Annotated in this window: 17 protein-coding genes; 1 reads left to right on the top strand and 16 read right to left on the bottom strand. The window is 45.4% G+C overall.

Annotation, left to right across the window (positions count from 1 at the left end; translation table 11 throughout):
- From B5D26_RS05375 to B5D26_RS05300, 16 genes are all read right to left on the bottom strand, one after another.
- Positions 1-702 carry a Fe2+-dependent dioxygenase gene (locus B5D26_RS05375; RefSeq protein WP_078744754.1) on the bottom strand — a complete coding sequence of 234 codons (702 nt, stop codon included), beginning with the start codon at positions 700-702 and terminating at the stop codon, positions 1-3.
- 101 nt (positions 703-803) lie between these two features.
- On the bottom strand, positions 804-3128 hold the full coding sequence (locus tag B5D26_RS05370; protein WP_078744697.1) for a TonB-dependent receptor: 2325 nt from the start codon (positions 3126-3128) through the stop codon (positions 804-806).
- A gap of 221 nt (positions 3129-3349) precedes the next feature.
- Complete coding sequence (locus tag B5D26_RS05365) at positions 3350-4207, bottom strand: energy transducer TonB family protein (protein WP_078744696.1); 858 nt, start codon at positions 4205-4207, stop codon at positions 3350-3352.
- A gap of 2 nt (positions 4208-4209) precedes the next feature.
- Positions 4210-4650: an ExbD/TolR family protein gene (locus B5D26_RS05360; protein WP_268808392.1), complete on the bottom strand. Its 441-nt coding sequence runs from the start codon at positions 4648-4650 to the stop codon at positions 4210-4212.
- Between the two features lie 45 nt (positions 4651-4695).
- Positions 4696-5136, bottom strand: coding sequence for an ExbD/TolR family protein (locus B5D26_RS05355; protein WP_159445600.1), 441 nt, complete (start codon positions 5134-5136; stop codon positions 4696-4698).
- Complete coding sequence (locus B5D26_RS05350; RefSeq protein WP_078744693.1) at positions 5126-5953, bottom strand: MotA/TolQ/ExbB proton channel family protein; 828 nt, start codon at positions 5951-5953, stop codon at positions 5126-5128. The genes B5D26_RS05355 and B5D26_RS05350 overlap by 11 nt, the downstream gene beginning before the upstream one ends.
- Before the next feature lie 249 nt (positions 5954-6202).
- Complete coding sequence (gene sthA, locus B5D26_RS05345) at positions 6203-7597, bottom strand: Si-specific NAD(P)(+) transhydrogenase (protein ID WP_078744692.1); 1395 nt, start codon at positions 7595-7597, stop codon at positions 6203-6205.
- 184 nt (positions 7598-7781) lie between these two features.
- Entirely contained in the window at positions 7782-8042 is a 261-nt protein-coding gene (gene nqrM / locus B5D26_RS05340; RefSeq protein ID WP_078744691.1) for a (Na+)-NQR maturation NqrM, read from the bottom strand.
- Between the two features lie 17 nt (positions 8043-8059).
- On the bottom strand, positions 8060-9124 hold the full coding sequence (locus tag B5D26_RS05335; protein ID WP_078744690.1) for an FAD:protein FMN transferase: 1065 nt from the start codon (positions 9122-9124) through the stop codon (positions 8060-8062).
- A gap of 3 nt (positions 9125-9127) precedes the next feature.
- Positions 9128-10357 (bottom strand): NADH:ubiquinone reductase (Na(+)-transporting) subunit F, encoded by a 1230-nt coding sequence (gene nqrF, locus B5D26_RS05330; protein ID WP_078744689.1) that lies wholly within the window; start codon positions 10355-10357, stop codon positions 9128-9130.
- A 36-nt stretch (positions 10358-10393) separates the two neighbouring features.
- Positions 10394-11014, bottom strand: coding sequence for an NADH:ubiquinone reductase (Na(+)-transporting) subunit E (nqrE, locus tag B5D26_RS05325; protein ID WP_078744688.1), 621 nt, complete (start codon positions 11012-11014; stop codon positions 10394-10396).
- Positions 11014-11679 carry an NADH:ubiquinone reductase (Na(+)-transporting) subunit D gene (locus tag B5D26_RS05320; protein WP_078744687.1) on the bottom strand — a complete coding sequence of 222 codons (666 nt, stop codon included), beginning with the start codon at positions 11677-11679 and terminating at the stop codon, positions 11014-11016. Before B5D26_RS05320 ends, nqrE begins: the two co-directional genes overlap by 1 nt.
- A 2-nt stretch (positions 11680-11681) precedes the next feature.
- Positions 11682-12461, bottom strand: coding sequence for a Na(+)-translocating NADH-quinone reductase subunit C (locus tag B5D26_RS05315; RefSeq protein WP_078744686.1), 780 nt, complete (start codon positions 12459-12461; stop codon positions 11682-11684).
- Positions 12454-13656: an NADH:ubiquinone reductase (Na(+)-transporting) subunit B gene (locus tag B5D26_RS05310; RefSeq protein WP_078744685.1), complete on the bottom strand. Its 1203-nt coding sequence runs from the start codon at positions 13654-13656 to the stop codon at positions 12454-12456. The genes B5D26_RS05315 and B5D26_RS05310 overlap by 8 nt, the downstream gene beginning before the upstream one ends.
- Positions 13657-13659: 3 nt before the next feature.
- Positions 13660-15009, bottom strand: a complete 1350-nt coding sequence (locus tag B5D26_RS05305) for a Na(+)-translocating NADH-quinone reductase subunit A (RefSeq protein WP_078744684.1) — start codon at positions 15007-15009, stop codon at positions 13660-13662.
- Between the two features lie 394 nt (positions 15010-15403).
- Entirely contained in the window at positions 15404-16852 is a 1449-nt protein-coding gene (locus tag B5D26_RS05300; RefSeq protein WP_078744683.1) for a glyceraldehyde-3-phosphate dehydrogenase, read from the bottom strand.
- Between the two features lie 397 nt (positions 16853-17249).
- On the opposite strand from B5D26_RS05300, the gene mfd reads away from it, so the two are divergent.
- The gene (gene mfd / locus B5D26_RS05295) at positions 17250-20699 is read left to right on the top strand and encodes a transcription-repair coupling factor (protein ID WP_078744682.1); all 3450 of its coding nucleotides are present in this window, start codon (positions 17250-17252) and stop codon (positions 20697-20699) included.
- Positions 20700-20711: the final 12 nt, after the last annotated feature.

The following is a 20711-nucleotide window of genomic DNA, read 5'->3' as shown; positions in this document are numbered from 1 at the left end:
TTAGGTATCAACCCATTGACGTACAAGTCGGTGGTAGAGAGCTGTTAGTCTTACAACCTCTGGCTGTTCATGCCCTTGCATTAGAGTCAGCGCTTGAATGCTTTCATCTAGCTCAAAAAGCAGCTCGCGTTGTTCATGATCTCGAACCATACTTTGTAACCAAAAAAACGCACAAATTCGATCGCCTTTTGTCACGGGATGGACGCGGTGTTCTCTAGTCGAGGGGTAAATAATTAAGTCTCCAGCAGATAGTTTAATACCTGAGGACTCCCCCTCTGCTGGAGCAGACCAATGTTGTATGATTTCTAATTCACCACCTTCGTAAGTATCAGGTTCATTTAAGAACAAGGTTGCTGATAAATCTGTTCTTAACCGCAACGGGGTATTGGGTAATGTGCGCACTGCGTTATCAACATGAGTGCCATATTGCCCCCCCTCCCTATAACAATTAAACAGTGGCGGGTAAATTTTTTGTGGCAGTGTTGCAGAAATAAAACGAGGGTGTCGTGCTAAAGCTTGCAAGACATAATCACTCAATTGTTGAGCCAGTTGATCGTTAGCAGGTAACTGTAGATTCTGCTTTACAGTGGCAGCTTGAGTACCTGCTGTAGCGCCCCCCTCTTCCCAGGAGGCGTTCTGCAAAGCGCTGTAAAACTGAGCAGCCTCATCTTTAGAGAGTACAGAGGGAATTGTAATAATCATCAATAAAGTACCTGTAACCTGTCTCATATTAAAGCGTGATGACGCTCTTAGCCGTTCAATCGCAATCAAAAAACTAAGAGCGACTCACACTTGTTTTTTGTTTAAAACTTATAGTTCACACTGATATTAGCCGAACGTGCATCTCCCAAATAGACGATGCTGCCACCACGGTAAACTGCTGTGTAATAACGTTTGTCTGTAAGGTTCTGCACATTGGCACGGATACCCAGTTTAGGATTTACTTGGTAGCTCGCAAAGGCATCAAGAACGGTATAAGAAGGTAGTTCAGGAGCAGTTTCAGTATTTGTGCCTGCCTCAGGGCTGCCACCATAAATCTCGCTAGAGTAGGTTGCAGCACCACCGAAGGCAAATTGCTCGGTTAGCTGATAGCGTAACTGTAGGTTAGCACTGGTATCAGCAAAGTTTGCTTGAGGCAAACCAACCGCTGCGGCATTGCTGGACTCTAATACTTTTGACTTCATTGAGGTGATATTCAGATGTCCGCTCAGCTTATTGGTCAAGTTTCCAACCAAACCAAGCTCGACACCTTTGACCTCATTTTTACCGGTGTTTAAGCTGCCACCACTGCCATAACCGGTACTACCACTACTGGTTTCAATAACATTGTCTTTTGTAGTTTGAAACACGGCTGCTGTGAGCAATAACTCATCATTCATTAGGCTCCATTTGGTGCCTAGCTCAAGGTTTGTCGACTGTTCAGGATCTGCTGCTGCCGAACCTGCATCTGTACATAAGCCGCCATAGCCACAATTGGTGCCTGCATCAGCTTCACCGCCATTGATATTGGATGAGGTGCTCCAGCTGAAATAAACGTTGCCTTTATCCCAAGGTGAGAAAACAACGCCTAGCTGACCATTCACAAAGCTGTCTTTATAAGCGTAGGTTGCCGCAGGATTAGTGCTACCATTACGATTGGTACTAGCTGCTGCGTCTAATGAATAGTCAAAACTGTCGTAGCGCACGCCTCCAGAGAGTTCCCATTGAGGGTTCAGTGTTAGGGTGTCCATTAAATAGAATGAAAGCGTGTCTAGACTCATTTCAGATTTAGGACTATTACGTGAAACACTACCTTGCCATGCATTTCGATCAGGAGCGTAGGGGTTTATAATCACCGAACTTGCACCATTCACGTTGGTATTGACGCTATAGCTGCCGATATCAACATTTTCTCGCGCTAATTCAACCCCTGCGATAACCGTATTACGTTGTCCATTATCACCAACTTGATCAAAAATAAGGTTAGTTTGGTTACCTAGGTATTGGTTTTCCTGCCAACCTGTAAAATGACGAAGGGTATATTGACCATTACTAGATCGAGAGGCTGTAATAATGTACTCGTTACTTGATGTACCGTAGCGGGTTTTATTTTCTATACGCATGCTTTCACTTAAACGAGAGTCAACCGTTAGAGTTGCAACGTCGGCCTCTGTTTTCTGAAAATCTAGGCCATTTTGGCCTACGTATTTCACCTCATCATCAAAGCCTGAAAAAACACGATTTGCGTCACGCGTGATGAAAACACCCGTATCAGCGCGATCATCTGTACGCAGGCGATAATAATCGGCATAAATACGTAAATCATCGCTCGGGTTATACAGGCCTGAAAGCAGTAAACCTTGACGATTTTCCCCAGCAGGTGCTCTATCAGGCGTATCTGCATCGCTGTAAAGTACATTTAGACGTACTGCTAGATCATCATTAATGACATGGTTGGTATCTAATGTATATCGCTGGTAATTGTCTGTGCCTAAGCCCGCTTCTAAATGTGTAAAGTCCTCATCAATAGAGGCTTTTTTCGTCACACTGTTAACGGCTCCCCCTGTTGACCCTCGACCTGCAAATGTGGAACTAGGGCCTTTACTGATCTCAACCTGCTCCAAAGAGAATGTTTCGCGGGTGATAGGTCCAGGATCACGTAGTCCGTCAGTGAACACATCATTTCGAGCCTCATAACCGCGAATAATATAGCGGTCACCAAAGGTATTTCCGCCCTCTCCTGTGCCTAACGTAATCCCCGGTTGAGCCTGAAGTAGATCTTTTAGCTCTGTTTTACCGGACTCTTCAATGGCTGTTTTTGTAAGTACTTGTATCGTTTGTGGCGTTTGCACAATATCTCTTGTACGGCGTTTATCAGCAACTTGCTCGGCTTTATAAGGTGCAACATCAGAGGCATAAGGGCTTACATTGGTGCTAACTGCACTACTGTTGATATCTAGTACTTGTAGCTGAACTTTTTCAGTTGATGTTGCTTCATTGTCTGCATGAAGAGGGGCTGACAAGAGAGACGAAGAAATTGCAACTGTGATAGCGCTAGCTAATAAGTGAGCGCCTTGATGCTTTTGTGTTAGCAAGGCTGTGTTGCCATTTGAAATATTTTTTTGCTTATTCAATTTGAGCTGAGACATGTGCAAGTGTATCCAAAGTAAAAGTTATACTGAGTACATTTTTATTGATAAAACTCTTATTGGCACCACTAGAAATCGCAGACAAAAGTATCCTGAGGCTAAGCTATAACTGCAAAGCCTAATTATAAAATGTAAGAGAATTCAAGTGGTTGGCTGGGTAGGTTGTTTTTTTTATTTTGGTAGTAGATCTCCTTTTAGGTGATGCGATTGAGTAGGATTTATTATTGTTTCAATGAGAAACTAATAGGCAGTTCAATATTGAGCTGCTGTGTTAATAGCTCGCTGGGAAAGGCAGGTAATGGTTGTGCTTTTTGCAGCATATCTAGCACAGCTTTATCCAGGCGAGACGAACCACTACTTTTTGTTAATGAAAAGCTGGTAACCTCGCCACGACGGTTAACTTTAAACTCTAAAAGTGCTTGCCCCTCCTCACGCATGCGACGGGATGCTAATGGATATCGCTTATAGCGTGCCAAGTGCCCCATCAACTTAGCAAAGTAGTTTTGTTTAACACCAACCTGTCCGCCTCTGCTTTGATGTTCTCCGTCGCCACTCCCTAAACGCTGTTGGCTCTGTACTAAAGGTTTTGCATCACTAGATACCGCACTGTCATTTACAAACTGACTTTTTTGGATGACCTCCGTCACACTAGGCTGAGCCGTGAGTTGGGGAAGTTCTACTTTCTGCACAATAGCAGCACTTTCATGCTCCATTGTTTCAACTTTGTTAGAGACCTCCTCTTCAACAGCAGCCGGAGGTGTGGCTTTTACCAATACATCACTATGACTTGTTGCAGTAGGCTCATTGACTACCGTTTTTTTCATAGAGACTACTTGTTTGACAGCTACTGGCGGTGGTAACTCAGCTGGTGTACTGATCTGTGTTTTGGCGCTAAATCCCATGTCACCTTGTAAACCAAAGCCAATTTCAATGCTCTCTTCACCTCGCGCTTCAGCACCAACAACCTGATGCTTGAGTTGTGGTAACACCGAAGCTGCCAAGGCCAAATGTGTAATAAACGCAACTCCAAGAGCATATATCCAGTGATGTAAGCGTACAGTCGCGTGACCAATAACCATTTTTATTGCTCTTTAGGCTGAGATTGGGTTAACAAAGTTATATTTTGCAAACCACTTTGTTTTAACTGATATAGCAGTGGTGCTAAGTCTTGCGCTGGAAACGACTTATCCACTTTTAGCGTAAGCGCTAAAGACTCATCTGGCATCCCACTATTCAATATGGTCAACCGCTGACCGAGCACAGTTAAAGCTGAATCCAACTGACCTAGCAATTCATCGTCTAAATAAAGCTGTTGTTGAACCGTCAGCAATAAACGGTGCTTTATATCGGGGACTTTTGATTCTTGATGACTAACTGGCGGATCAATGGATACTGGATCGCTTTGACTGATTTTCCCTGCGACCATAAAAAATATCAGCATCAGAAACACCACGTTTATAAGTGGAATTAGGCTGTCATCGCTCTGGGCTTGCCGCGGCTTAGTTGATATTGAGGATTGCATCAGCATAGTAACCTCTATGAATTCCCGTTTATGACTGTTGAGTGCCTACTCAGCGATAGGGGCTGGCGCACTGTATAATGACAAATGTTTTACACCAGCAAGCTTCAGCTGTTGCAAGCTATTGAGAAGCGCTTGTGTTGTCACACTTGGTTTAGCGCGCAGTAGGTATAGCGCATTAATATCATTTGCCAACCACTCTTGTAGAGCCACTGGCAGGGCACTTTGTGCATCAGATAACGCTATACTCCCCAAAACAACTTGTTGCGCCTCTGTGCCAAATTCAATGCCGCCCTGATTGTCGAGCACAGTGATTAAGCGAGGTGCATTTAAGCTTTTCTCATCACTGCCACTTCGCGCCAGCTCAACACTTCCCCAGTGTAAAAAGTTGGATGACAGCATGAAAAACAACAACAAGATAAAAACAACATCAATCAGTGGTGTTAGGCTGACGCTTAGCTTCCGATGTGATATTTGCTCAAGTTGCATAAGGCACCTCAGCATTTCTTTGAGCATGGTAATTTATGTCAGATTGTTGCCTTGATGCAGCGATAGCCTCAATAGATGGCGATTCATTTTCACCTGCGATAGAGCATAGAAGTGGTGTTGTAAATAATAATGTTAAGCGCTGCTGCAACTGTGATGCCACTCGCTCAGCTTTACGCTCAAGTGCGGTATGCGCCATAAGTACAGGTATTGCGACGGTTAAACCTACCGCAGTTGTTAGAAGTGCTTGCCAGATCCCTCCTGACAATACCGATGGATCAACTTGACTACCTGCTGCCTCCATTTGCTGAAATGCGCCAATCATACCCAGTACCGTACCTAATAATCCGAGCAAAGGGCTAAGCGAGGCTATTAGCTCAAGTGGCCGTAAATAGGTTCTTAAAGTATAAAGATAGCTCGACGCTTGGCGATCCAACTCTTCTCTCAACAGCATTATTTGCACTTCATCAGCATCTGAGCGCTTAATCCCCTGCATCCCGGTGGAAAATAGCGTGAGCACGGGCGTCGATGATTGCTGTTGAGCCTGATGCAATATTGCTAACGCACTTTTAGGTTCATCAAGCTGCCAATACTGAAGTGCTCGATCAACTTGGCTGTACTGCTCTGGCTTCAGACGCGAAAACTGCCAGAGCTTCACTACAACAAGTGCTGTGGCTAATAGTGAAAACAATGAGAGTAGCCACACAACAGGCCCACCAAGGATTAAAAAGTCTAGTACTGCTGCAATACCCTCATGAAAAATAGAGGGTTCTGCTGATGCTAGTGGTTGTACTGAGCTCTCAATATTAGTATCGGCCATAGCCTCTCCATACAGGTAATGCTAAATATTTACTTATGCAAATGATATTGATTCTCACTTATTAAGTAAATAGAAAAGATTTTCTTTTATTTAGAAACAATTAATCAGCCTGGCAATAACCAGCTGGCGGCTATAAGCCGAAAATACTTTTGTTCAGCTATTTGGCAAAGGAAGGAACTCAATAGGAGGCCAAAAAAAAGACCCTACAGTTAATGTAGAGCCTTGTTTTGGGACGGAATAGATAACCGATTAGAAAATACGGTTCAATCCATTTAACGCAGCAACACGATAGGCTTCCGCCATCGTTGGGTAGTTAAAGGTATTGTTTAGGAAATACTTAATCGTATTGCCCTCACCTTTCTGATTCATAATTGCCTGACCAATGTGAACAATTTCTGAGGACTGGTCACCAAAACAGTGAATACCCAGCAACTCTAAGGTTTCACGGTGGAATAGGATTTTTAACATGCCTGTGGTTTCACCTGTGATTTGAGCACGGGCGGTATCCTTGAAGAAGGCTTGTCCTACCTCATAAGGAACTTTGGCTTCTGTTAGCTCACGCTCCGTTTGACCTACAGAGCTGATTTCTGGAATGGTATAGATCCCTGCAGGTACCTCATTGACAAATCGGAACTCTTCATCGTCTAAGATATCCGCTGCTGCTGAGCGACCTTGGTCGTAAGCTGCACTTGCCAAAGCAGGCCAGCCGATCACATCACCAACGGCGTAGATATGTTCCACTGATGTACGGTAGTGCTCATCAACTTCTAATTGACCACGGCTGTTAGCTTCTAAACCAACCAAATCCAAACCAATGTCATCCGTGTTGCCAGTACGTCCGTTACACCATAGGAAGGCATCGGCACGTAGTTTTTTACCTGACTTAAGGTGCATCGTCACACCCTGCTCATCCGCCTCAACCTTGGCATACTCTTCATTATGACGAATCAGTACACCGTTGTTACGCAGGTGGTAGCTTAGAGCATCAGAGATTTCATCATCAAGGAATGACAGTAAACGATCTCGGTTGTCAATTAGATCAACCTTAACGCCTAATCCACTGAATATAGAGGCATACTCACAGCCAATAACACCAGCACCATAAATGATCAGGCGACGAGGTGTATGGCCAAGTGTGAGCACCGTATCACTGCAATAGATCCGTGGATGACGGAAGTTAATATCTTTCGGTAGATAAGGGCGAGAGCCAGAAGCGATCACAATTTTCTGTGCGCGCAGCTCTTCAGAGCCGTTATGAGGGTCTCGCACAATAATCGTATGAGAGTCTAAGAAACGTGCCTTGCCAAAATAGACATCAATGCGGTTGCGAGCATAAAAGTTGGTACGCAACTGCACCTGACGCTCAATCACACGCTGAGAACGCTCAAGGACTTTGGGAAATGAGAACCAGCGCGGCTCGCCAATGTCGCGGAACATACGGTTCGTATTGAACTGAATAATCTGCTTAACCGCGTGACGCAATGCTTTTGAAGGAATGGTTCCTTTGTGTGTACAGTTTCCACCAACAGAGCTTTGCATCTCAACAACCGCCACACGTTTGCCGTGTTTTGCTGCGTTCATTGCCGCGCCTTCACCCGCAGGCCCTGTACCTATCACTACTACATCGTAATTATAAACAGCCATTGTCGCCAAATAACTCCCTAACTGTCGTCGCCAGACTGACTATGCCTGATCCCCATCTGTGCCTACAATGTGGACTGATTGGTCATTGTCATCAATTATGCTTTCGCAGCGTACGTTATTGTTATCTATATTTTTTATTCACGTTCTACTTGGGTTTGCCAATACTTGCAGCGCTATTTTGAGCTTATTTGCTCGATTTCGCATTCTGCATTGCATCATAAGCGAGGTCAGCGCCATTTGTTTTGGCCAGTTTTGCCGTTTTTTTCTCTTGTTCTGTGTCGCAAATGTCTTTGTTGCCGCCACAGATATCGCAATCAGAAATCATGCCGATGGCACTCATGCCACCACAAGAACCCGCTATCGGCTTGCGACCAAACAAAACACCAACCGCCATGCCAGTGATAATCAAGGCAATAAGAGCAAAGGCTAAAATAAGTGTTGTCATGGGAGAGTCCTCTAAGATTATCGTACTAATGCTTTAAATTCTGAGGTTTGCAATTCATCAAAACCTCTGTCTGATTTTACCAACATATAGACCGCTAATTGGTGTTGTTGTGCAAAATTAAAACCTGCTTCTGGCCCTAATACCATCAAAGTCGTTGCCAAAGCGTCTGCCGTTGAGCTGTTTGGATGCAACACTGTAACCGAAGCCAGCTTATGAGTAATTGGCCGACCTGTTTTAGGGTCTATGGTATGAGAATAGCGCTGCCCTTCAAACTCGAAATAGTTGCGATAGCTGCCAGAGGTGGCGATACTAATATCAGTCACGCCAATGACACTTTGTACTACCTGCCCATCTGAGATCGGCTTCTCTATGGCAATACGCCAAGGTTTTCCATCTGGCTTTAAGCCTTTTACGCGAATTTCCCCGCCCACTTCTACCATGAATTGATTAAGTTGCTGCGCGGTCAAATAATCCGCCACTTGATCAACGGCATAACCTTTTGCAATGGCTGAAAGGTCAATATAAACCGCTTTAGATTTCAACAGTGCGGTTTCAGGGGTTTGAAGAGGGTCTGCGAGCCGAGCTTGCACGGCCTGATAGCCCACACGCTGGAATGCTTCAGCTAGCATTGCTTCGCTAGGGGTTCGACTGGGTCTGTGATCGGGGCCAAATCCCCACAAGTTCACAAGAGGCCCAACGGTGACATCAAAGGCACCACCACTGAGCTGAGAAATCGATAATGCTTCGCGCACAACTTGTGCGGTTTTATCTGAAACGGCAAACCATTCATCAGGCTGTGCACGATTAAATCGAGAAAGCTCTGATTCGGGTTTGTATGTCGACATTTTCAAGTCAATATCAACTAGGGTTTGATGAATACCTTGCGCTATTTTATCGCGTTCAGCGGAGTCATCAGACGGCATAATCACAGAGACGTGATAACTCGTCCCCATAATTGAGCCGGTAAATTGCTGCTGCACTGGAGCAGGCTTGCAACCAGCAAGAAGGGCCAGCCCAATTAGAGCCAGCCCTCCCATGCTACGTAAAATCAGTGCCGAAACAACAGATTGCACGTATGTCATTCATTAACCACCGAAGTCATCCAATAGGATGTTTTCACGCTCAACACCCAAGTTCAGCAGCATCTGAATCACTGCTGCGTTCATCATAGGTGGGCCACACATGTAGTATTCACAATCTTCTGGTGCTTCGTGATCACGCAGATAGTTCTCGTACAGTACGTTGTGAATGAAACCTGTGTAACCAGTCCAGTTGTCTTCCGGCAGCGGGTCCGACAGTGCCAGATGCCACTTGAAGTTTGGATTCTCTTCTTGCAGTTTATCGAACTCTTCTACATAGAACGCTTCACGCATAGAACGTGCACCGTACCAGAAAGAGATCTTACGCGTTGACTTCAAACGCTTCAGCTGATCGAAGATGTGAGAGCGCATTGGCGCCATACCTGCACCACCACCAATGAACACCATTTCGTTGTCAGTGTCACGAGCGAAGAACTCACCAAATGGTCCGTATACTGTGATCTTATCGCCTGGTTTCAGGCTAAACACATAAGATGACATTTGACCTGGTGGCAACTCATCACGACCCGGTGGTGGCGAAGCGATACGGATATTGAACTTAACAATACCTTCCTCTTCAGGATAGTTTGCCATTGAGTAAGCACGGATCACAGGTTCTTCAACCTTAGACACGTACTTCCAAATGTTAAACTTATCCCAATCTGGGTGATATTCTTTATCAATATCAAAGTCTTTATAGTGAACCGTGTGCGCCGGAGCTTCCAACTGAACATAACCACCTGCGCGGAAGTTCACGTTTTCACCTTCAGGCAGACGCAGTGTCAGCTCTTTAATAAAGGTGGCAACGTTCGGGTTAGACTCAACCGTACATTCCCACTTCTGTACACCGAACACTTCTTCGTCAACTTCTACGACCATGTCCTGCTTAACAGGGACTTGGCAAGACAGACGCCAGCCTTCTTTTTGCTCACCCATTGTGAAGTGAGACTGCTCAGTTGGCAGAATAGAACCGCCACCCTCAAGCACTTTACATTTACACTGTGCGCATGAACCACCGCCACCACAAGCAGAGGAAAGGAAGATGCCTTTACCTGCTAGAGTTTGCAGCAATTTGTCGCCTGCTGCCGTAGTGATTTTATGTTCACCGTTGATGGTTACAGTGACATCGCCACTGCTAACCAGCTTGCTGCGTGCGGCCAGAATCACCATAACGAGTGAGATTACCACTACGGTGAACATGACTACGCCCAGCACAATAAGTTGTGAATCAACCATGTTCTGAACCTTTTTGTCCTAAATTCCGTAAACTGATTACAGCTGAACGCCTGAGAAAGACATAAAGCCTAAAGACATCAAACCTACAGTTACGAAGGTAATACCTAAACCTTGTAAGCCTGCAGGAACATCACTGTACTTCAGTTTTTCACGGATACCCGCTAGCGCAACAATCGCTAACGCCCAACCCACACCAGCGCCTGTACCGTATACAACAGACTCACCAAAGGTATAGTCACGCTCTACCATGAACAGCGACGCACCTAAAATCGCGCAGTTTACTGTAATCAGTGGTAAGAATACGCCTAGCGCGTTGTATAGAGCTGGCACGTACTTATCAAGGAACATTTCCATGATCTGAACCATCGCCGCAATTACGCCGATATAGCTCAAGTAACCTAGGAAGCTCAAGTCGATTGACTCAGCACCTTCCATTCCAGTCCAAGTCAGTGCGCCTTCACGTAGCAGGTAGTGGAAAATCAGGTTATTCACTGGAACCGTGATCACCTGAACAACAACAACCGCGATACCCAGACCCAGTGCTGCTTCAACTTTTTTCGAAACTGCAAGGAAGGTACACATGCCCAAGAAGAATGCCAAAGCCATGTTCTCAACGAACACCGCTTTAACAAAAAGGCTTAGATAATACTCAAACATTATACTGCCTCCTTAGCTTGGGTATTAGGTGCAATCTTGAAGTCTGCCGCTTCATTTTGTTTTGGTTGCATCGTACGCAGCAACCAAATGAAGCCTGCAATAATAAAGAATGCAGAAGGTGGTAGTAGCATCATACCGTTAGGTAGATACCAACCGCCGTCGTTGATTTTCTCCAGCAACTGGATGCCAAATAGGCTGCCTGAGCCAAATAGCTCACGCACAAAACCAACGAATAACAGTACAACTGTATAGCCTGCACCGTTACCGATACCGTCTAAGAAGCTCATCACTGGGCCATTTTTCATAGCATAAGCTTCTGCACGACCCATAACGATACAGTTGGTGATGATCAAACCTACGAATACCGAGAGCGATTTACTGGTCTCGTATGCATAAGCCTTCAGCAACTGATCCACAACGATTACCAAAGAGGCAATAATCGTCATCTGTACAATAATACGGATGCTGCTAGGAATGTGGTTACGGATCATCGAGATGAACATGCTTGAGAAAGCCGTTACCAATGACACCGCTATACCCATCACCATTGCAGTGTTCAGGTTAGTCGTTACCGCTAGCGCAGAACAGATACCAAGAATCTGTAGTGCAATAGGGTTGTTAGCAAAAATTGGCGTGACTAAAACGCCCTTTGGAGTATCAGCCATTTTTATACTCCTTCCTTACGAATTTTATTCAGATAAGGACCAAAGCCCTCTTGCCCCATCCAGTATTGCACCAGATGACTAACACCACGACTGGTTAAAGTTGCACCAGATAGGCCGTCAACTTTGAACACTGCATCAGAAGCTGAAGGATCAACAGAACCTTTCACCACTTCAACGGCAGGTGTCATGCTGTCGTCAGCGTAGACTTTCTTGCCTGGCCATAGCGCTTTCCATTTAGGGTTATCCACTTCACCACCTAGACCAGGAGTCTCAGCATGTTGGTAGAAACCTAAACCGATTACTGTATTCGCATCAGCTTCTAAAGCTAAGAAACCGTGCAGAGTTGACCATAAGCCATAGCCGCGAACGGGTAGAATAATACGGTCAAGTTTGCCGTCTTTTTCTACTAGATAAACGGTCGCAAAGTTTTCACGACGCTTGATACCTGCAATATCTTCACTATTAGACAGTGCTTTTGACATTGCCGGATCTTTAGCTGCTTTCAGCTGGTCGTAAGTGTTTACATTTAGCTTAGAGGCGTATTCACCAGAGTTCAGATCAACCACACGTGGTTTAATCTGAGCAAATAGCTCGTCAACACTTTTGCCTGGTTGTAGTAGGCCAGCAGCGGCAAGAATATTGGTCTTACGATCCAAATCTTTGTTCGCTTGCTGTTGTTTTTTGAAGACTACGGCTGCGCCGGACACAATCACGGAGCAGACGATACACAGTAGCAAAGCTACCGTTAGCGTCTTTTTGATAGAATCATTGCTGCTAGACATTGCGCATCATTCTCCGTTTGACGTTAGCCTGAACCACGAAGTGGTCGATAAACGGGGCAAATAAGTTAGCAAACAGAATTGCTAGCATAATACCCTCTGGGAACGCAGGGTTGATCACTCGGATCAGTACCGTCATCACACCGATTAAGATACCAAACCAGATTTTACCTGTGTTAGTCATTGAAGCGGATACAGGGTCGGTTGCCATAAAGAACATACCAAACGCCAGACCACCAATCACAAAGTGCCAATGCCAAGGCATTGCAAACATCGGATTAGTATCAGAGCCCAATAGATTCAGTAATGTACTTAGTGCAAACACGCCGATCAGCACACCCAGAACAATACGCCAAGAAGCGATACGAGTTGCCAGTAAGAATAGGCCACCAATCATAATCGCCAGAGTTGAAGTCTCACCAACAGAACCTGGCATCACACCAATAAAGGCATCCATCCAAGTCAGTGTGCTGGTCAGTTGCTCCATACCACCAGCAGCGGCAACACCCAGTGCAGTTGCGCCCGTAAAGCCATCAACCGCTGTCCATACTGCATCACCTGAAATTTGTGCAGGATAAGCAAAGTACAGGAAGGCACGACCCGCTAATGCAGGGTTTAGGAAGTTTTTACCAGTACCACCAAACACTTCTTTAGCAACCACAACACCAAAGCTGATGCCTAGGGCAACTTGCCATAATGGAATGGTCGGCGGTAGTGTCAGTGCAAACAGGATAGAAGTTACGAAGAAACCTTCGTTCACCTCATGACCACGCTTCATCGCGAACAATACTTCCCAGAAACCACCCACGATGAAAGTCACCGCATAGATAGGTAGGAAGTACATCGCACCGTGGATCATATTGTCCCAAATGCTATTCACATCATAACCAGCAAACATACCAATCAAAGCACCACGCCAGCCTTCAGCTGCCGCAAGCCCCATCTGATCCATTGCAAGGTTTGCTTGGTAACCCGCGTTCCACATACCAAAGAACATGGCAGGGAAAGCACAGAACCAAACAGTAATCATCATACGCTTCAGGTCTACACCATCACGGATATGTGCCGTGTTATTGGTAGTTGAGCCTGGCGAATAAAAGATTGTATCGACCGCTTCATATAAGGCGTACCAACTTTCGTACTTGCCGCCTTTATGGAAGTGAGGTTCGATATTATCTAGGAATTGTCTCATGCCCATCTATCAACCCTCCTTCTCAATCATGGTGAGATTGTTGCGTAGAATTGGACCATATTCGTATTTGCCTGGGCATGCATAAGTGCACAGCGCCAAATCTTCTTCGTCCAATTCTAAACAGCCCAGTGTCATTGCTGTTTCAATGTCGCTTACAATCAAGCTACGCAACAAATGGGTAGGTAGAATATCTAAAGGCATTACACGCTCATAAGATCCAACAGGCACCATTGCACGCTCACTACCGTTAGTGTTAGTTGATGGCGCAAAGTCCTTCAATCCCAACAGCTTAGATAGATAAATATTCAATACAGAGTGCTTGTTCGCACCTGGAGATAACCAGCCGATAAAATCACGCTGAGTACCTTCAAGTAGGATACTTAACTGATTATGAAAACGGCCTAAGAACGACAGCGCACCATTAGCAGTACGACCACCGAAAACAGACCCCGAGATCAAACGCACTTGATCACGGTTGCTCACTTCGCCTTTACTGATCTCTTCTAAGTTAGCACCTAGACGAGTTTTCAATAAACGCGGTGACTTAGCTTCCGGACCACCGATTGCAATCACACGCTCAGCGTTCAACTCACCTGTTGTAAACAGTTGGCCGATTGCCACAACATCCTGATAACCGATAGACCAAACAGTTTTCGAGCTGCTTACTGGATCTAAAAAGTGAATGTGCGTACCCGCCAAACCTGCTGGGTGAACACCTTCAAACTCTTCAACTACAACAGAGCCTGAGCTTTGTGCAGGAATAGCAGCACCTGCTGCCTTACACACAAACACTTTACCGTCCGTTAGACGTGACAGTAATGTTAAGCCTGCTTGGAACTCAGCATCTTTGCCTTTAAGCACAACAGCAGGATCTGCCGCTAGAGGATGAGTATCAATTGCGGTAACAAAAATTGAGTTAGGTACAGAGCCTACGGCAGGTGCCTTGCTAAATGGACGAGTGCGTAATGCAGTCCACAAGCCTGACTCAACCAGATTCTCTTGCACTTGCTCACGACTTAAACCTGAAAGCTGGTTTTGAGCAAATTTTGCAAACTGAACTTTCTCTTCCTTTGCAGCTATCTTGATGACAACCGATTGCAGTACACGGCGTTCACCGCGATTTACAGCAACGACCTCACCTGCGGCAGGAGCAGTGTATTTCACACCTGGGTTTTTCTTATCACTGAAGAGCTCTTGACCCATTTTGACCTGATCGCCAACTTTGACCGCCATTGTAGGTTTCATACCTACATAGTCAGGTCCAAGCACAGCGACCGTGCTCACCCTTGCTGCATCATGGATGCTTTGCTTAGGTGCTCCGGCCAAAGGTAGATCAAGGCCGCGTTTGATTTTAATCATACGTCTCGCCCAATCACTTAGTTATTATTTGAAAAATAAAGCTTTATCCGATCCAGAAGCAGAACAGTTCTAGACCAAAGAATATTTTTGCAACAGTCTTTACTGTTCAGTGAGTCTTAATCTGCCCATCAAGACCACTCCCCAAAATCGCACGTATTATAAAGACCTGACAACTGCATTACCACCGAAGGGTGTGACATTTTGCCACAAGGAAGGCGCACTATTTTTCTGCAATGCAATATAAGTAAGTCATCTTGCTGCGATTATCGGATAAGTTCGACTATATTCTGAAAAAGAAAATCTCTAAAAATCTGCAAAAAAACAAAAAGCCTGCATAACTACTTATGCAGGCTTTTTTCAACCCTTCCGATAACTCACTCAATAATAGAGTTAATTAACGGGCCGGATAGTGCTGAAACTGAACATTAGACATCTGTTGCAGAATACGCACAACCTGACAGCTATAGCCAAACTCGTTATCGTACCAAACATAAAGTACAACTTGCTTGCCGTTAGCAATAGTGGCTTCACCATCTACAATACCTGCGTGACGGTTACCCACGAAGTCAGAAGACACTACTTCTTGAGACTTAATGTAATCAATCTGCTTTTGCAAACCAGAGTGCAAAGATACATCACGCAGATAATCATTCACTTCCTCAACAGTAGTACCGTTGGTTAGCGTCAGATTCAAGATCGCCATAGACACATTTGGCGTTGGTACACGAATCGCGTTACCTGTCAGTTTACCCTTCAGAGAAGGCAATGCCTTAGCCGCAGCAGATGCAGCACCTGTTTCCGTGATCACCATATTTAATGGCGCAGCACGACCGCGACGAGACGCCTTATGGAAGTTATCGATCAAGTTCTGGTCGTTAGTAAACGCATGCACTGTTTCAACGTGGCCGTGCTCAATACCATACTTGTCGGTAATTGCTTTCAGCACAGGTACGATTGCGTTGGTGGTACAAGAAGCGGCTGACAAAATTTTATCAGTCTCTTCAATAGAGTCACTGTTGATGCCGTGTACGATATTTTTGATATCGCCTTTACCCGGAGCAGTTAACAATACGCGAGAAGCACCATTGCAAGCCAAGTGCTGACCTAGGCCTTCCGCATCACGCCACATACCCGTGTTATCAACCACTACAGCATCGTTGATACCGTATTTGGTGTAATCCACTTCCGCTGGAGAGTTGGCATAGATCACTTGTACATAGTTACCGTTAATGATCAGCGCTTTTGCCTCTTCATCAACTGTAATCGTACCTTGGAATGAGCCGTGCACAGAGTCACGACGCAACAAGCTTGCACGCTTCTGCAGATCGCCTGCTTTACCGCCACGCACAACAATTGCACGCAGACGCAGTAAGCTTCCGCCACCTGCTTTCTCAACTAGGATACGAGCTAAAAGACGTCCGATACGACCAAAACCGTACAGCACAACATCTTTGCTTTTTGAATTACTATCAGGCGTATGCTGATCAATAGAGGCCGCTAGCTCTGCACGAATAAAGGCTTCTAGATCCGCCGCACCTTCTGATTTGAACTTAACAGCCAGCTTACCAATATCAACATGAGCTGGACCCAAGTTCAGGCGAGATAGAATTTCAACGATTGGGAATGTATCGCGCACAGAAAGCTCAGTGCCTTCTACCTGACGAACAAAGCGGTGATCTTTCAGAATACGGATTACCGACTGATTGACCATCGCGCGGCCATACAATGATGTCACCACATTGTTTTTACGATACAACTGACCGATCAGCGGGATCATGGCTTCAGCCAGAGCTTCGCGCTCCTGCCAATCTTGGAAACAGTTATCTAACATTTCTTGACTCACGTGTGGCCTCACTTTAATCAGAACAATATCAACCGAAAAAATGCGCCCGTATTATGGAAGCTGAATGCGCAAGAGGCAAATTTTAACGTCACTTTTATGCTTAATTTACGGCGAAAGTCTATTTAGACGCCTGACTACACAGCTAAAATACCCAAAAGACGCCTATACCTAAGAAGTAGTTTGGAGGCTATACCTATTTAAAATAAAGCTCCCGCCCCAAAGAGCTGTTCAAAAAAACAGTTAAAAAAGGTTGCAAACAACATTCACTATTTTACATTGCCAACCGAACCCTTAGACTTAGCAACTCTAATCAAGCGCTCAGCATACGAACGATACAGACAACTTAAAGCCAGCTTGAGCATTTAAGGCTTTCCAAACAGGAATATGGAACAATATCATGTATTTGCAGCTTCAAAGCAGCAGCATCCCCAAAAAAGATGGCGATATTAAGCATTGGGGTAATCTTTCTGGCGACGCTTTAGCCCTTTCAATTGCAGCCTTAGCCCAACAACATAATGGGTTACTTTTTGTTGTTGCCGATAGCCAAAATGATGCCGAGCAACTAGTTGAGTTACTGACATTCTTCCTGCCCAAAACAATTCCGACTCTGCGCTTACCCGACTGGGAAACATTGCCATATGATGCGTTTTCCCCACATCAGGATATTATCTCTGAGCGCTTGAAAGTCTTATTCCAGTTACCACACCTAAACCAAGGTGTGCTGGTTGCTCCTGCGTCTACACTTATTCAACGCTTAGCACCTGCATCCTATGTTGCAGGCTCAACTTTTCTATTAAAAGCAGGGCAAGTATTTGACCCATTAAAAGTGCGCAACCAGCTTGAGCAAGCAGGCTATCACTGCGTTGATAATGTATATCATCATGGTGAGTTCGCTTTACGCGGCGCGCTCATGGATCTATTTCCGATGGGTGCAGACCAACCTATTCGCATAGATCTTTTCGACAACGAGATTGAAACATTACGCACCTTTGATCCTGAAACACAGCGCTCAGAAGATAAAATTAACGAAGTGCGTATTTTACCTGCACAGGAATACCCATTAGATAGCAATGGCATCAAACAGTTTAAGCAACAGTTTCAAGCGCAATTTGATATAGATTTCAAACAGTGCCCGATCTATCAAGATGTTAGCAAAGGCATTGCATCACCAGGCTTAGAGTATTACCTACCGCTATTTTTTACTGACACAGCGGATATTTTTACCTATCTTCCAGAGCAAACCCTTCTGGTCACCAGCGCAGGCCTAGAAGATGCAGCTAGAGCTTTTTGGCATGAAATCGAACGCCGTTACGAAGACCGTCGCTATGATATTCAGCGACCGATTTTGCCTCCGCAACAACTGTTTCTACCCATAGAAAAGCTTTTTTCACGTCTAAAAAGCTTTGCGCGCATTCAAACTTACGCAGCAAGCATTGAAGAAAAAGCAGGGCGCAGCAACCTTGCATTCCAGCCAGCGCCTGAGCTTAGTATTGAGGCCAAACAAGATGCGCCACTGCATAAATTACAACAGTATCTTAAACAGTTCAGTGGCAGGGTGCTGTTTTGTGCCGAATCGGCAGGCAGACGTGAAGCCCTGATAGAGTTACTGGCTCGCATCAATATCCGCCCGAAAACGTTTGACACATGGCAAAGCTATATCGCAGATCATGCTGTAACAGGCATCACCATTGCCCCCTTACAGACGGGGATTCACTGCACTGAGCCTGCGCTAACACTGATCAGCGAAAGCCAGCTATTTGGCCAACGTGTATTCCAAAGCCGTCGCCGCCAAAAAGCTACCGATATTGGTGAATACACCATTCGCAGCTTAACAGAGCTACAAGAGGGCGCGCCTGTTGTTCATATCGATCACGGTGTAGGGCGCTACCTTGGTTTGCAGGTGCTCGAAATAGACAAACAGAAGGCAGAGTTCTTAACCCTTGAATATGCCGACGGCGCAAAGCTTTACGTGCCTGTCAGCGCTTTACACCTGATTTCACGCTACTCGGGTGCAGGTGACAACAATGCACCGCTACATCGTTTAGGCTCAGAACAGTGGGAAAAAGCCAAACGCAAAACAGCAGAAAAAATTCGCGATACTGCTGCTGAACTGCTCGATATTTATGCTCGTCGGGCTGCTAAAAAAGGTTTCGCCCATACAGAACCAGACCTCTCTTACGAGGCGTTCTCTGCAGGTTTCCCTTTCGAAGAGACACCCGACCAGATGGCCGCTATTCAAGCTGTTGTGCAGGACATGATCGCAAAACAGCCAATGGATCGTGTGATCTGTGGCGATGTGGGCTTTGGTAAAACAGAAGTAGCGATGCGTGCCACATTTATTGCCGTACAAAGCAGCAAACAAGTGGCCATTTTAGTGCCGACGACGCTGCTAGCTCAGCAACATTATGAAAACTTCCGTGATCGTTTTGCAGACTGGCCTGTACAGGTTGAAGTGTTATCGCGCTTTAAATCAGCCAAAGAACAGAAAGTAGTTTTAGAAAACATTGAAAACGGCCGAGCGGATATCATCATTGGCACGCATAAATTGCTGCAAAAAGAACTCAACTTCAAAGACATTGGCTTACTCATCATAGATGAGGAGCACCGCTTTGGTGTACAGCAAAAAGAAAAGCTCAAATCTCTGCGCTCTGAAATTGATATCTTAACCATGACCGCAACGCCTATTCCGCGTACCTTAAATATGGCGATGTCAGGTATTCGGGATTTCTCAATTATCGCAACGCCACCCGCTAAGCGCTTATCGGTTAAAACCTTTGTTCGCCAACATAACAGCGCTGTAATAAAAGAAGCCGTATTGCGTGAAATTATGCGCGGCGGACAAGTCTACTTTCTTCACAATGAAGTTAAGACAATCGAGAATACAGCCGAAGATTTAAGGGTATTAATTCCAGAAGCGCGCATTGGTGTAGCACATGGTCAGATGCCAGAACGCCAGCTGGAACAGCTGATGTCAGACTTTTATCATAAACGTTTTAATGTACTGGTTTGCTCCACTATTATTGAAACGGGCATCGATATTCCTAGCGCCAACACCATTATTATAGAACGCGCAGATAAATTCGGCTTAGCACAACTACACCAACTGCGCGGCCGCGTTGGTCGATCACACCACCAAGCTTATGCCTACCTCATGACCCCTGAAGGCAAAAAGCTCACACCTGATGCCGAAAAACGCCTTGAAGCCATTTCAATGGCCGAAGACCTAGGTGCTGGCTTCACACTGGCAACCCATGACATGGAGATTCGCGGTGCAGGTGAGTTATTAGGCGAAGGCCAAAGTGGCCAGATGGAGCAAGTGGGTTATAGCTTGTATATGGAGATGCTCGACAAAGCCGTACAAGCCATCAAACAAGGCAAAACACCAGATTTGGATAAACCATTACAACGAGGCATAGAAGTCAATCTGCGTATCCCTGCACTTATTCCCGAAGACTATCTACCTGAAGTCCATAGCCGTTTAGTGATGTACAAACGTATTGCCAATGCGAAAGATGATCGGGACCTAAAAGAGTTACAGGTAGAAATGATAGATCGCTTTGGTTTATTGCCAGAACCGACTAAAAACCTGTTCAATCAAACAGCCCTTAAGCTTCGCGCTGAGTCGCTGGGGATTACCAGAATTGATTGCGGTTCAGATATGGGCTCTCTAGAATTTGCGCCAGATACAAAAGTAGAGCCACTGGCTATTGTTAAGATGATACAGTCAGCGCCTAGCCGTTATCGCTTGGAAGGTGCAAACAAACTGCGATTTACCGACTTAATGAACCAAGCCGAGCGACGATTCAGTGTTATCGAAGCGCTACTGGATAAGCTGAGCACTCACTAACAACCTGATACA

Origin of the sequence: Oceanospirillum multiglobuliferum (assembly GCF_900167095.1) — a bacterium.
Lineage (GTDB): Bacteria > Pseudomonadota > Gammaproteobacteria > Pseudomonadales > Halomonadaceae > Oceanospirillum > Oceanospirillum multiglobuliferum.
Note: the sequence above shows the minus strand (reverse complement) of the source record. Positions and strands in the feature narration are given on the sequence as shown.

What these genes read in the sequence shown, in the direction of transcription:
- B5D26_RS05375 (WP_078744754.1), bottom strand. Translation starts at nt 702, where the DNA reads ATGATTATTACAATTCCCTCTGTACTCTCTAAAGATGAGGCTGCTCAG.
- B5D26_RS05370 (WP_078744697.1), bottom strand. Translation starts at nt 3,128, where the DNA reads ATGTCTCAGCTCAAATTGAATAAGCAAAAAAATATTTCAAATGGCAAC.
- B5D26_RS05365 (WP_078744696.1), bottom strand. Translation starts at nt 4,207, where the DNA reads ATGGTTATTGGTCACGCGACTGTACGCTTACATCACTGGATATATGCT.
- B5D26_RS05360 (WP_268808392.1), bottom strand. Translation starts at nt 4,650, where the DNA reads ATGCAATCCTCAATATCAACTAAGCCGCGGCAAGCCCAGAGCGATGAC.
- B5D26_RS05355 (WP_159445600.1), bottom strand. Translation starts at nt 5,136, where the DNA reads ATGCAACTTGAGCAAATATCACATCGGAAGCTAAGCGTCAGCCTAACA.
- B5D26_RS05350 (WP_078744693.1), bottom strand. Translation starts at nt 5,953, where the DNA reads ATGGCCGATACTAATATTGAGAGCTCAGTACAACCACTAGCATCAGCA.
- sthA (WP_078744692.1), bottom strand. Translation starts at nt 7,597, where the DNA reads ATGGCTGTTTATAATTACGATGTAGTAGTGATAGGTACAGGGCCTGCG.
- nqrM (WP_078744691.1), bottom strand. Translation starts at nt 8,042, where the DNA reads ATGACAACACTTATTTTAGCCTTTGCTCTTATTGCCTTGATTATCACT.
- B5D26_RS05335 (WP_078744690.1), bottom strand. Translation starts at nt 9,124, where the DNA reads ATGACATACGTGCAATCTGTTGTTTCGGCACTGATTTTACGTAGCATG.
- nqrF (WP_078744689.1), bottom strand. Translation starts at nt 10,357, where the DNA reads ATGGTTGATTCACAACTTATTGTGCTGGGCGTAGTCATGTTCACCGTA.
- nqrE (WP_078744688.1), bottom strand. Translation starts at nt 11,014, where the DNA reads ATGTTTGAGTATTATCTAAGCCTTTTTGTTAAAGCGGTGTTCGTTGAG.
- B5D26_RS05320 (WP_078744687.1), bottom strand. Translation starts at nt 11,679, where the DNA reads ATGGCTGATACTCCAAAGGGCGTTTTAGTCACGCCAATTTTTGCTAAC.
- B5D26_RS05315 (WP_078744686.1), bottom strand. Translation starts at nt 12,461, where the DNA reads ATGTCTAGCAGCAATGATTCTATCAAAAAGACGCTAACGGTAGCTTTG.
- B5D26_RS05310 (WP_078744685.1), bottom strand. Translation starts at nt 13,656, where the DNA reads ATGGGCATGAGACAATTCCTAGATAATATCGAACCTCACTTCCATAAA.
- B5D26_RS05305 (WP_078744684.1), bottom strand. Translation starts at nt 15,009, where the DNA reads ATGATTAAAATCAAACGCGGCCTTGATCTACCTTTGGCCGGAGCACCT.
- mfd (WP_078744682.1), top strand. Translation starts at nt 17,250, where the DNA reads ATGTATTTGCAGCTTCAAAGCAGCAGCATCCCCAAAAAAGATGGCGAT.